The sequence below is a fragment of the Pseudomonas sp. NBRC 111119 genome (assembly GCF_001320125.1).
Classification (GTDB): domain Bacteria; phylum Pseudomonadota; class Gammaproteobacteria; order Pseudomonadales; family Pseudomonadaceae; genus Aquipseudomonas; species Aquipseudomonas parafulva.
In genome coordinates, this window is record NZ_BCAV01000052.1 from 1 (window position 1) to 13,483 (window position 13,483).

7 protein-coding genes are annotated in these 13,483 nt (G+C 64.8%); 5 read left to right on the forward strand and 2 right to left on the reverse strand.

Features of this window, described 5'->3' with window-relative positions; all coding sequences use genetic code 11:
* Positions 1-72: 72 nt before the first annotated feature.
* The 3 genes from recC to recD are packed head-to-tail and all read left to right on the forward strand — an operon-like array spanning position 73 to position 9,295.
* Positions 73-3,549, forward strand: a complete 3,477-nt coding sequence (gene recC / locus APH25_RS19020; RefSeq protein WP_060483007.1) for an exodeoxyribonuclease V subunit gamma — start codon at positions 73-75, stop codon at positions 3,547-3,549.
* Entirely contained in the window at positions 3,546-7,223 is a 3,678-nt protein-coding gene (gene recB / locus APH25_RS19025; protein WP_060483008.1) for an exodeoxyribonuclease V subunit beta, read from the forward strand. Before recC ends, recB begins: the two co-directional genes overlap by 4 nt.
* Positions 7,220-9,295: an exodeoxyribonuclease V subunit alpha gene (gene recD / locus APH25_RS19030; protein WP_060483009.1), complete on the forward strand. Its 2,076-nt coding sequence runs from the start codon at positions 7,220-7,222 to the stop codon at positions 9,293-9,295. Before recB ends, recD begins: the two co-directional genes overlap by 4 nt.
* A gap of 76 nt (positions 9,296-9,371) precedes the next feature.
* On the opposite strand, the gene APH25_RS19035 is transcribed toward recD, so the two are convergent.
* Complete coding sequence (locus APH25_RS19035) at positions 9,372-10,319, reverse strand: LysR family transcriptional regulator (protein ID WP_060483025.1); 948 nt, start codon at positions 10,317-10,319, stop codon at positions 9,372-9,374.
* A gap of 132 nt (positions 10,320-10,451) precedes the next feature.
* Between APH25_RS19035 and APH25_RS19040 the strand changes: the two genes are divergently transcribed.
* On the forward strand, positions 10,452-11,978 hold the full coding sequence (locus tag APH25_RS19040; protein ID WP_028633350.1) for a CoA-acylating methylmalonate-semialdehyde dehydrogenase: 1,527 nt from the start codon (positions 10,452-10,454) through the stop codon (positions 11,976-11,978).
* 10 nt (positions 11,979-11,988) lie between these two features.
* On the forward strand, positions 11,989-12,876 hold the full coding sequence (gene mmsB, locus APH25_RS19045; RefSeq protein ID WP_028633349.1) for a 3-hydroxyisobutyrate dehydrogenase: 888 nt from the start codon (positions 11,989-11,991) through the stop codon (positions 12,874-12,876).
* 128 nt (positions 12,877-13,004) lie between these two features.
* Here mmsB and APH25_RS19050 read toward each other — a convergent pair whose 3' ends face one another.
* Positions 13,005-13,349 (reverse strand): cupin domain-containing protein, encoded by a 345-nt coding sequence (locus APH25_RS19050; RefSeq protein WP_028633348.1) that lies wholly within the window; start codon positions 13,347-13,349, stop codon positions 13,005-13,007.
* Positions 13,350-13,483 lie beyond the last annotated feature (134 nt).

Consider the following 13,483-nt stretch of genomic DNA (forward strand, 5'->3'; position numbering starts at 1 on the left):
GTGGGCTAGAAACTCTCCAGCCCCGTGATATCGTTCCCCATCACGTTCCCCGCGCCCGCCAGAGACCTGCCGATGTCCAACAGCTGCCTGCACCCCGGTTTCATGATCGTCCATGGCAACCGCCTCGACGACCTGCGAAGCCTGGTCGTGAGCTGGATGCGCCGTTATCCCCTGGCGCCGCTGGAGAATGAAATCGCCCTGGTGCAAAGCAATGGCATTGCCCAGTGGCTCAAGCTGGCCCTGGCAGAAGACCCGCTTGAAGACGACCAGGGCGGTTGTGGTATCGCCGCAGCCATTGACGTGCAGCTACCCGGCAGCTTCATGTGGCAGTTGTACCGCAGCGTGCTGGGCCGCGAGGAAATCCCCGAGGTTTCACTGCTCGACAAGTCACCCTTGACCTGGCGCCTGATGCGCCTGCTGCCAACGCTGGTGGAGCAACAGCACTTCGAGCCACTGCGGCGCTTTCTGACCGACGACAGCGACCTGCGCAAGCGTTATCAGCTGGCTGAGCGCCTGGCAGACCTGTTCGACCAGTACCAGGTTTACCGAGCCGACTGGCTCAAGGCCTGGGCTGCTGGCGACCACATCGTCATCACCGCCCGCGGCGAGCGCAAGCCACTGCCGGCGGGCAACCGTTGGCAGGCCGAGCTGTGGCGCGCGCTGCTGGAAGACGTCGGCCAGCAAGGCATGGCCCAGAGCCGCGCCGGTGTGCACCAGCGCTTCATCGAATGCATCGATCAGTTGCAGCAGGCACCTGCCGGGCTGCCACAACGGGTAATCGTGTTCGGTATTTCCTCGCTGCCCGCCCAGGCACTGGAGGCATTGGCCGGCCTGGCCAGGTTCAGCCAGGTCCTGCTGTGCGTGCACAACCCCTGCCGGCACCATTGGGCTGACATCGTTGCCGACAAGGACCTGTTGCGACACCAGTACAAGCGCCAGCAGCGCAAGCAAGGCATGCCCCTGCAACTGGACGATCAGTCGCTGCACCAGCACGCCCACCCGCTGTTGGCGGCTTGGGGCAAGCAAGGCCGCGACTACATCAACCTGCTCGACAGCTACGACGACCCCGGCAGCTATCAGGGCGTATTCAGCGACGGCCGCATCGACCTGTTCAGTGATGGCAACCCCGCCACAGTGCTCAACCAACTTCAGGACGACATTCTGGAACTGCGTCCGCTCGCTGAATCCCGCGCATTGTGGGGGCCGGTGGATCCAGTCAGTGATCGCTCGGTGCGCTTCCACATTGCCCACAGCCCGCAGCGTGAAGTGGAAATTCTTCACGATCAGCTGCTTGCCCGGTTCAGTGCCGATGCCACTTTGCGCCCGCGCGACGTGATCGTCATGCTGCCGGATATCGACACCTACGCGCCGCACATCCGCGCGGTGTTCGGCCAGTTGCCCCGCAAAGACCCCCGTCATATCCCCTTCACCCTGACCGACCAAGGCCAGCGTGGACGCGAGCCGCTATTGATCGCCCTGGAGCATCTGCTGAAGCTGCCGGAGAGCCGTTTCGCCGTGAGTGAAGTGCTCGACCTGCTGGATGTGCCGGCAGTGCGTGCCCGTTTTGGCATCCGCGAAGCTGACTTGCCCACCCTGCACCGCTGGATCGAGGGTGCAGGTATTCGTTGGGGGTTGAATGCTGAACAGCGGGCCAGCCTTGGTCTGCCCGGCGGCCTCGAGCAAAACTCCTGGCGCTTTGGCCTGCGCCGCATGCTGCTGGGTTATGCCGTGGGTATCGGGGACGCGTGCGACGGCATTGAGCCCTACGACGAAATCGGTGGCCTGGACGCGGCATTGATTGGCCCGCTGGTCGCCTTGCTCGATGCGCTTGAAATTGCCTGCGAGGCGTTGGCCACGCCGGCTACCGTCGAGCAGTGGGGCGAGCGCCTGAATGCCCTATTGCAGGTGTTTTTCGTTGCCGACGACGAACGTGACGAATTTCTGCTGATGCAGTTGCAGGACCTTCGCGAAACCTGGCTGCAGGTGTGTGAAACAGTGGGCCTGCAAGACCCGTTGCCGTTGACGGTAGTGCGTGAGGCTTGGTTGTCTGGGCTGGATGAAGGCAAATTGTCCCAGCGCTTTCTGGCCGGCTCGGTAAATTTCTGCACCCTCATGCCCATGCGCGCCATCCCGTTTCGGGTGGTCTGCCTGCTGGGCATGAACGACGGTGACTACCCGCGTGCGCAGCAGCCGCTCGACTTCGACCTCATGGCCAGTGACTACCGCCCCGGTGATCGCTCCCGGCGCGAGGACGACCGCTACCTGCTGCTTGAGGCACTGCTTTCAGCCCGGGATCAGCTGTATGTCAGTTGGGTCGGGCGCAGCATTCGCGACAACAGCGAGCGCCCCGCTTCGGTACTCATCGGCCAGTTGCGTGATCACATTGCTGCCGGTTGGCGCCTGCCTGGCGCCGAGCAGCACGACCTGCAGACCGCAGGTGAGCAGTTGCTGCATTCCCTGACCCAGGAACACCCGCTGCAGCCATTCAGCCCGCGCTATTTCGAGCGCGGCAGCCCGCTGTTCAGCTATGCCCACGAGTGGCAGGTGCTGCACCAGCAGGCTCCTGTGGACAACCCGGCCGAAGCGCTGGAGCCATTCATCGATGATGAACCGCTCAGCCTGAACCAACTGAGTGACTTTCTGCGTCACCCGGTCAGGCACTTCTTCAGCCAGCGACTGAAGGTTTACTTTGAGGCGTTGGAAGCCCCAACACCGGACGAAGAGCCCTTTGTGCTCGATGCGTTGCAACGCTACGCCGCCAGCGAAAGCCTGCTGGGCGCAGCGCTGGCCGACCCGGCCAACGCGCAGCACGCCCTGCACACTCAGGCCCGACGCCTGCAGGCCTGCGGGCTGCTGCCGCTGGCAGGCTTTGGCCAGCTGTTGCAGGATGAATTGATCGAGCCGTTGCCCAACCTGCTGCAGCGTCACCAGCAGCTCCTGGCCCGGTGGCCGACGCAGGTGGACGGGGCCTTGCCGGTGCATTTCGAGCAGGGGCCGCACCGCCTGGAAGGCTGGCTTGGCCGGGTGTTCCAGTCTGACGACCAGAGCCTGTTGAGCATCACTACCGTGCCCAATACCCTCAGCGCCGGGCGAAACAGCCTCAAGTGGCACCGCCTGATCGCGCCCTGGGTCACCCACCTGGCGGCGTGCGCCGCCGGGTATCCCTATCACAGCGCCCTGGTAGCCAGTGACCTGACCTTGCTACTGCCCCCGCTTGACCCGCAACAGGCCGCGCAACGGCTCGGCGAGCTGATGGTGGCTCGCCAGGCAGGCATGAGCGCGCCGTTGCCCGTTGCGCCGAAAACAGCCTTCGCCTGGCTGGGCCAGGACGACAGCGATAAAGCCCTGGCGGCGGCAGCCCGCGCCTATGAAGGCGATGAGCGCAACAGCGGTGGCGAGCGTGACGAGAGCGTCGCCCTGGCCCGTCAGTTCCGCGACTTTGCCGCGCTTACCGCTGACGAAACCTTCGAAGGCTGGTGTGAAGCCTTGTATCGCCCCCTGTTCGATGCCCCCTGGCAGACCCTGGGCAACCCGGAGACAGCCGCATGACCCAGGACCGCCCACTGGCCTTGACCTTCCCCCTGCACGGCAGCAAACTGATCGAGGCCAGCGCCGGCACCGGCAAGACCTTCACCATCTCTGCGCTGTACCTGCGCCTGATCCTTGGCCACGGTGGCGAGCACGGCTTTGCCCGCGAACTGCTGCCACCTCAGATCCTGGTGGTGACCTTCACCGACGCCGCTACCAAAGAACTGCGCGAGCGTATTCGTACGCGCCTGGCGGAGGCGGCGCGGTTTTTCCGGGGTGAACTGGAAGCCGCCGACCCGCTACTGGTGCAACTGCGTGATGACTACCCGCAGGACGCCTGGCCCCGCTGCGCCGGGCGCCTGGAAATCGCCGTGCAATGGATGGACGAGGCCGCTGTCTCGACCATTCACGGCTGGTGCCAGCGCATGCTGCGTGAACATGCTTTTGACAGTGGTAGCCTGTTCACTCAGACCCTGGAAACCGACCACAGTGAGCTGCTGGGCCAGGTCATGCGCGACTACTGGCGGCGTTTCTGCTACGGCATGCAAACCCAGGCACTGGCCTGGGTGCGCAGCCATTGGGGCAGCCCTGATGCCTTGCTACCCCGCATCCGGCCCCTATTTGGGCGGGTGCGCACCGAACCGTCAGGGCCCGACCCCGAGGCCCTGATCGACGCCGCGCTGCGTGAACGCGACGGGCAACTGGCCCAGCTGAAAGCGCCGTGGGCAGCCTGGGCCGAAGAGCTGCGGCAGGTTTGCCGTGATGCCCTGGCAGCCAAGCAGGTGGATGGGCGCAAGATGCAGGCCCGCTATTTCGAACCCTGGTTCGACAAACTCGCCCTTTGGGCGGCCGACCCGCAGTGCATAGAGCTGGACCTGGGTACCGGCTTCACCCGCCTGACGCCTGCGGGCATGGCCGAAGCCTGGAAGGTCGGCGAGCCACCGACGCACCCGGCGCTGGACGCCATGCAGACCCTGCAGCAGAACCTGCAGGCCCTGGCCACCCCCGACGCCGCGTTGCTTGAGCACGCGGCGGGGTGGGTGGCTGCCAGGTTCGAGGTGGAGAAACGCCGCCGCGCCGAGATGGGCTTCGACGACATGCTGCTGCGCTTGCAGCACGCCTTGAACGGTGATGCCGGGGAACGCCTGGCCAGCCTGGTGCGCGAGCAGTTCCCGGTGGCGCTCATCGACGAGTTCCAAGATACCGACCCCGTGCAATACGGCATTTTCGAACGCATCTACCAGATCGGTGAAAACCGCGCCGAAACCGGCCTGTTCATGATCGGCGACCCCAAGCAGGCCATTTATGCCTTCCGCGGCGCCGATATCTACACCTACCTGGCTGCACGGCGCGCCACCCATGGGCGCTTGCACAGCCTGGACACCAACTACCGCTCCAGCAAGGCCATGGTCGCGGCGGTGAACCAGGTGTTTCTGCAGGCCGAAACCCGCGCGGCAGGGCGGGGCGCGTTTCTGTTCCGTGAAGCCGAGGACAACCCGTTGCCCTTCATTGCCGTGCGCGCCAAGGGCCGCAGCGAGCAACTGATGCTCGACGGGCAGCCGTGCGCCGCCTTGCAGTGCTGGCAACTGGCAAGTGATGCACCCGTTTCCGGGAGCCTTTACCGCAAGGAAATGGCAGCCAGTTGTGCCAGCCATATCGTCTCGTTGCTCAACGGCGGCCAGCAGGGTATGGCAGGCTTCCTGAACGCACAGGGCGAGCTGCGTCCCTGCCTGCCGTCAGACATCGCCATCCTGGTGCGTGATGGGCATGAGGCGCAGCTGGTACGTGCAGAGCTCGCTGCACGGGGTGTGCGCAGCGTCTACCTGTCCGACAAGGACTCGGTGTTCAGCGCACAGGAGGCACATGACTTGCTGGCCTGGCTGAAGGCCTGCGCAGAGCCAGATTCGGAGCGCTTGCTCAAGGCGGCCCTGGCCAGCGTCACCCTCGGCCTGTCGCTCACCGCGCTGGACCGCCTCAACCAGGATGAGCGGGTTTGGGAAGACTGGGTCATGCGCTTTCGCGCTTACCGTGAAACCTGGCAGCGCCAGGGCGTGTTGCCCATGCTGCGGCACCTGCTGCACGACTTCGAGCTGCCGCGCACGCTCATCCGCCGCACTGACGGCGAGCGGGTGCTCACCAATTTGCTGCACCTGGCCGAGCTGCTGCAACAGGCAGCCGGTGAGCTGGACGGTGAGCAAGCGTTGGTCCGTCACCTGGCCGAGCAACTGGCCAATGCCGGCCAGGCGGGCGAGGAGCAGATTCTGCGCCTGGAGAGTGACGAGCAACTGGTCAAGGTGGTGACCATCCACAAGTCCAAGGGGCTGGAATATCCCCTGGTCTACCTGCCGTTCATCTGCACCAGCAAGCCGGTGGACGGTAGCCGCCTGCCGCTGGCCTGGCATGACAGCCAAGGCAATGCCCACCTCACCCTGACCCCCGATGCGCAGCAGATCGAGCGCGCCGACGACGAGCGCCTGGCCGAGGACCTGCGGTTGCTGTACGTAGCCCTGACTCGCGCCCAGCATGCCTGCTGGCTGGGTGTCGCCGACCTCAAGCGCGGTAACCACAAGCGCTCACAGCTGCACCGGTCGGCCTTAGGTTACCTGTTGGGCGGGGGCGCTGAACTGGCTGATTCCCAGCAATTGACGGTATGGCTGCAAACACTGGCAGACACCAGCCCGCACATCACCTGCCCAGGCCTGCCAACGGCTGAAGCCCAGCATTACCGCATGCCCCACGCCCAGCGTGAGCTGGCGGCGGCGCGCACCCCGCGGCGCTCGGCAGCCGAGCACTGGTGGATCGCCTCCTACAGCGCCTTGCGCATCGGTGACCAGGCGTTGGGCGCCGACAGTTCCCAGGCCCAACAACTGCTGGATGATGAATGGGTTGATACCACGGCCCTGCGCGAAGTGGCGGCAGGCAGTGGCGATATCCACCGTTTCCCCCGCGGTCCGAACCCGGGTACCTTCCTGCACGGGCTGCTGGAGTGGGCGGGCCGTGAAGGCTTCGACAAGGTGGCCAGCGACGCCAGCCTGATCGAACGTACAGTCGGGCAACGCTGCAATCGCCGTGGCTGGGAAGGGTTCATACCCACATTGACCGAATGGCTGGCCCGCCTGCTGACCGAACCTTTGCCGCTGGCAGCAGGCGGCCTCAGCCTGACCCTGGGCCAACTGAGCCGCTACCAGGTAGAGATGGAGTTCTGGTTCGCCAGCCATCAGGTCGATGCGCAGCAGCTCGACCGCCTGGTAGCACACCATACCCACCCTGGGCAGCCGCGCCCGGCGGCTCAACCCACGCTGCTCAACGGGATGTTCAAGGGTTTCATCGACCTGGCGTTCGAGCTGGACGGGCGCTACTACGTCACCGACTACAAGTCCAACTGGCTGGGCCCGGATATCCAGGCTTATGACCACGCGGCCATGCAGCGCGCCATCCTCGAACACCGCTACGACCTCCAGTACGTCCTCTACCTGCTGGCTTTGCACCGCCAACTGCGGGCTCGGCTGGTGGACTACGACTACGACCGTCACGTGGGCGGTGCGCTGTTCATTTTCCTGCGCGGGGCCAGCAGCAGCGGGCATGGCGTGTACCACACCCGGCCCCCGCGTGCGCTTATCGAAGGCCTTGATGCGCTGTTTCGGGGCGAGCATCCGCCCGTGCAGCAAGACCTGTTTGCCGGAGCCGAGCCATGAGCCGCACCTTGATGGACCTGATACCCACGCCCCTGCAGGCCGAGCACTTGCTTGCACTGGCGCCCCAGCGCAACAGCAATGACCTGTTGCAACTGCTCGACCGTTGGGTGGAGCGCGGCTGGCTGCGTGCCCTGGACCGCGCGTTCGTGTCATTTCTCGAGGAGCGCGCGCCGGGCAGCGACCCACTGCTGTTGCTGGCCGCTGCGCTGGCCAGCCATCAGCTGGGCCACGGGCATGTCTGCCTGGACCTGCAGCAGACCCTTGCCGAGCCAGACTTCGCGCTGTCGTTGCCACCCGAGGGCGATGCCCTGGTCGGGCCGTTGCTGTTGCCATCACAGTTGTTGGCCAACCTCGACCTGCACGCTTGGCGCCAGCGCATCGCCGCAAGCCCGCTGGTTGCGGCCGGCAATGTGCCCGGCCAGCACACCCGGCCACTGGTGCTCAGCGGCGAGCGCCTGTACTTGCGCCGTTACTGGAGCTACGAACGGCGCATCGATCACAACCTGCGCCTGCGGCTGACCCAGGCAGAAGCCTTGCCCGCCGACTTGCCCGCTCGCCTCGCCCAGTTGTTCGAGGCGGGTGAGTCACCCGGGCAGGTTGACTGGCAGAAGCTGGCCTGTGCCCTGGCCACGCGGGCCGGCTTCAGCATCATCACCGGGGGGCCCGGCACCGGCAAGACCACCACGGTGGTGCGCCTGCTGGCCTTGCTGCAGGCGCCGGCGGTGGAGCAGGGCAGGCCGCTGCGCATCCGCCTGGCCGCCCCCACCGGCAAGGCTGCTGCGCGGCTTACCGAGTCCATTGGCCAGCAGGTCGAGCGCCTGCAGGTGAGTGATGAGGTGCGTGGGCATATCCCCACCGAGGTCAGCACCGTCCACCGCCTGCTGGGCAGCCGCCCTGGGTCGCGGCACTTCCGCCACCATGCTGGCAACCCGTTGCCGCTGGACGTGCTGGTGGTCGATGAGGCCTCCATGATCGACCTGGAGATGATGGCCAACTTGCTCGATGCCCTGCCGCCCAAGGCACGGCTGGTGCTGCTGGGGGACAAGGACCAGCTGGCATCGGTAGAGGCAGGCGCGGTGCTCGGCGACCTGTGTCGGGATGCGGAGCAGGGCTGCTATTCCCCGGCCACCCAGGCATGGCTCGAAGGCATTGGCGGCCAGTCGCTGGCAGGCAGCGGCCTCACAAGCGGTGATGCCCACCGTCACCCACTGGCACAGCAGGTGGTGATGCTGCGGTTTTCCCGGCGTTTCGGCGAGGGTAGCGGCATTGGCCAGCTGGCACGGCTGGTCAACCGCCAGGACAGCGACGGCGCACGCAACCTGCTGGCCAAGCCCCCGGCCGATGTTCACAGCCTGGCCTTGAAACAGGAGCACGACCGCGCCCTCGACCGGCTGCTGCTCGATGGCCTCAACCTGGGCGTCGACGGCCCCCAGGGCTATCGAGGCTACCTGCGCACCCTCGGCCGCTATCGGCCGGCCCTGGGCACCGCATTCGATGACCCGGCCTGGGAGCACTGGGCCGCCCGGGTACTGCACAGCTTCGAAGACTTCCAGCTGCTGTGCGCCGTGCGCCGGGGTGCCTGGGGTGTCGAGGGCCTCAACGAGCGTGTGGCGCGGGTGCTGCACACTGCCGGCCTGATCGACACCCAGCAGCCTTGGTACGAAGGCCGTCCGGTGCTGGTGACCCGCAATGACTACGGCCTGGGCCTGATGAACGGTGACATCGGCATCGCCCTGCGCCTGCCGGACGAGCAGGGTATGCCCCTGCTGCGTGTGGCGTTCCCGCGTAACGATGGCAGCGGGGGCGTGCGCTTCGTGCTGCCCAGCCGGCTGAACGAAGTGGAAACCGTGTTCGCCATGACCGTGCACAAATCCCAGGGTTCGGAGTTTGGCCATACCGCCCTGGTGCTACCCGATGCACTGAACCCGGTACTGACCAAAGAACTGGTGTACACCGGCATCACCCGGGCCAAGCACTGCTTCACCCTGGTCGAGCCACGCCAGGGGATCTTTGAAGAGGCGGTGGCGCGTAAGGTGCGGCGGATTTCCGGGTTGATGCTGGAAGAGGTTTAGGGCCAGACAAAGGTGCAGGCAATCGTCGGCGATGGGCTGCCACGCAGCCGCACCAACGCCCAGCGGTGCCACCCGCTCACTCCAGAAACTGACAAGTGTGCGTCTCCCCCAGCAACATTGAACGGTTCAGCTCTGTGACTTCACGGATGTAATCCCACAGCAGGGTAATACGCTTCAACTTGCGCAAGTCCTCCCGGCAGTACATCCAGAATTGCCGCGTCACCTCTACCTCCTCCGGCAACACCGTCACCAGCCTTGGGTCTTGTGCGGCCAGAAAACACGGCAGAATTGCCAGGCCACGGCCCTGCAAGGCCGCCGTGTACTGGGCGATCACGCTGGTGCTGCGCAGGTGCGCAGTGGCGCTGGGGATCAGGTTGGCCAGGTACAGCAGCTCCGAGCTGAACGCCAGGTCATCGACGTAGCTGATGAACGGGTGCCCCGCCAGGTCCGCTACCTGCCTTATCGGCGCGTGGCTGTCGAGGTAGGGCTGGGTGGCGTACAGCCGCAAACGGTAGTCGCAGAGCTTGCAGCATACATAGGGCCCGTGCTCTGGTCGCTCCAGGGCGATGACGATATCCGCCTCGCGTTTGGACAGGCTGATGAAGTGCGGAAGCGGCAGGATGTCCACGGAGATTGCCGGGTAGGCCTCAACGAAGTGGCTGAGCTGGGGGGTGATGAAGAAGCTGCCAAAGCCTTCCGTACAGCCCATCCGCACATGCCCGGACAGCGCCACACCCGACCCCGATACCTGCTCGCACGCCATGTGCAGCGTGCTTTCGATGGTCTCTGCATAGCTCAGCAGGCGCTGGCCCTCCGCGGTCAGTACGAAGCCTGTGGTACGCGACTTCTCGAACAGCAAGGTGCCCAGCGCCCCCTCCAGTGAACTGATACGCCGGGACACCGTGGTGTAGTCCACACCCAGGCGTTTGGCGGCGCTGCTGGCTTTGCGGGTTCGGGCGACTTCAAGAAAGAACTTCAGGTCGTCCCAGTTCAATGCGCTGAGGGATGTGAGGTCTTTTTGCATGATGATCCGGTTTTTTTGTGCGTTCTTGTTGGATGTTTGCACATCTATACTCGAAACATGCCTTTCAACGCCACCCCGCGTTTGCCCGGCGCTGGCGATCTCGTCCTGACAATAATTCCAAGGAGAACGCAGATGAATGCACCGCAATCCCCCGACCAGGCCAAAGTCGAGCAGGTAAAGCTGCTGATCGACGGGCAATGGGTGGCGTCCAGCACCGGGGAGTGGCGTGACGTCGTCAACCCGGCCACCCAGCAAGTGCTGGCACGTGTGCCGTTCGCCACGGTGCAGGAGGTTGACGCTGCGGTGGCAGCAGCCCAGCGCGCCTTCGTGAGCTGGCGTGACACCCCGATTGGTGCGCGCATGCGCATCATGCTCAAACTGCAGGCGCTGATCCGCGAGCACAGCAAGCGCATCGCCCAGGTGCTCAGCGCCGAACAGGGCAAAACCCTCGCCGATGCCGAGGGCGATATTTTCCGTGGGCTGGAGGTGGTGGAACACGCGGCGTCCATCGGTACGCTGCAGATGGGCGAGTTTGCCGAGAACGTGGCCGGCGGCGTGGATACGTACACGCTGCGCCAGCCGATTGGCGTGTGTGCGGGTATCACCCCGTTCAACTTCCCCGCCATGATCCCCCTGTGGATGTTCCCCATGGCCATCGTGTGCGGCAATACCTTCGTGCTCAAGCCTTCCGAGCAGGACCCGCTTTCCACCCTGTTGCTGGTCGAACTGGCGCTGGAAGCCGGTGTGCCGCCTGGCGTGCTCAACGTGGTGCATGGCGGCAAGCAGGTGGTGGACGCCATCTGCACGCACAAGGACATCAAGGCGATTTCGTTCGTGGGCTCAACCGAGGTGGGCACCCACGTGTACAACCTGGCCAGCCAGCACGGCAAGCGCGTGCAGTCGATGATGGGGGCGAAGAACCATGCGGTAGTGCTGCCTGACGCCAACCGCACGCAAACCGTCAATGCCTTGGTCGGCGCCGCATTTGGGGCAGCCGGGCAGCGTTGCATGGCCACGTCGGTGGCGGTGTTGGTGGGCAAGGCCCGGGAGTGGCTGCCGGACATCAAGGCGGCTGCCAGCAAGCTGAAGGTGAACGCCGGCAGCGAGCCTGGCACCGACGTCGGCCCTGTGGTTTCCAGGCGCGCCAAGGAGCGTGTGCTTGGCCTGATCGAAAGTGGCATCCGCGAGGGGGCTAAACTGGAGCTCGATGGCCGCGATGTGAAGGTGCCCGGTTACGAGCAGGGCAACTTCGTCGGCCCCACCCTGTTCTCCGGTGTCACCACCGACATGCAGGTGTACACCCAGGAGATCTTCGGCCCGGTGCTGGTGACCCTCGAGGTGGATACCCTCGACGAAGCCATCGCCCTGGTCAATGCCAACCCCTTCGGTAATGGCACCGGCCTGTTCACCCAAAGCGGCGCGGCTGCGCGCAAGTTCCAGAGCGAAATCGATGTCGGCCAGGTCGGCATCAACATCCCCATTCCGGTGCCTGTGCCGTTCTTCAGCTTTACCGGCTCGCGGGGCTCCAAGCTGGGAGACCTTGGCCCGTACGGCAAGCAGGTCGTGCAGTTCTACACTCAGACCAAGACCGTCACCGCGCGCTGGTTCGATGACGACAGTGTTAATGACGGTGTGAACACCACCATCAGCCTGCGCTAAGGAGTACCGCATGCGTATTGCATTCATCGGCTTGGGCAACATGGGGGCCCCCATGGCCCGCAACCTGATCAAGGCCGGGCACGCGCTTGAACTGTTCGACCTGAACAAGGATGTGTTGGCAGAACTTGCCGCACTGGGTGGGCACATCAGCGCCTCGCCCAAGGAGGCAGCGGCTGCCGCCGAGCTGGTCATCACCATGCTGCCGGCCGCTGCCCATGTGCGCAGCGTGTACCTGAACGAGGACGGCGTGCTGGCCGGTATCCGCCCAGGCACCCCTACGCTTGACTGCAGCACCATCGACCCACAAACGGCGCGCGAGGTGTGCAAGGCCGCAGCGGCCAAAGGTGTCGACATGGGGGATGCACCGGTCTCTGGTGGCACCGGGGGCGCGGCGGCGGGCACCTTGACCTTCATGGTCGGCGCCAGTGCTGAACTGTTCGCCACCCTCAAGCCGGTGCTGGAGCACATGGGCCGTAACATCGTGCATTGCGGCGATGTAGGTACCGGGCAGATCGCCAAGATCTGCAACAACCTGCTGCTGGGTATTTCGATGATCGGAGTTTCCGAGGCCATGGCCCTGGGCAACGCGCTGGGCATCGATACCCAGGTGCTGGCGGGGATCATCAACAGTTCCACAGGCCGGTGCTGGAGTTCGGACACCTATAACCCCTGGCCAGGCGTCATCGAGACTGCACCCGCGGCACGCGGCTACACCGGCGGCTTCGGTGCCGAGCTGATGCTCAAGGACCTGGGGCTGGCCACGGAAGCTGCGCGGCAGGCGCACCAGCCGGTGATTCTTGGCGCCGTCGCCCAGCAGTTGTACCAGGCCATGAGCTTGCGCGGGGAAGGTGGCAAAGATTTCTCTGCCATCGTCGAGGGGTACCGCAAGAAGGCTTGATGCAAGCAGTGGACTTTCTCGCGGGCCTGGCGCCCCTCCCTCTGTAACTGCGCACCAGAGGGAAGGGCGTGCGGGCCCCGCTTTTTTATCCCGGCCCTATCGCAGGGGGTAGCCCAAGCGGCTGCCCGTCACGCGAAGACGAAGTACTTGCGCACGGTTTCGACCACTTCCCACGTGCCTTTCATGCCTGGTTCGATCACGAACACATCACCAGCCTTGAGGTGCTTGGGCGCTTCACCTTCCGGGGTGATGATGCAGTAGCCATCGAGGAAGTGGCAGTACTCCCACTTGTCGTAGTTGACCTCGAACTTGCCCGGGGTGCAGATCCAGGTGCCCATGATCTTGCTGCCGTCGGCCGACAGGTAGGCATTGAGGTTCACGGTGTGCGGCTCGCCGCCGATACGTTTCCACTTGGTGGCGTCCACGACCGGCGTGGGGCAGGTTTCACGCAGCACAGTGATGAAATCGGACATGGCACAACTCCTGGTGACTGGTTGGATGACCCGTCACCATAGGGTGTATGGCCAGCGCGGAGTTGCCTGAACTCGACGTCGAGGTGCCTGGACGCGCTATGCCGTGCCGGTAGAGCATAAACCGGTTTCTTACT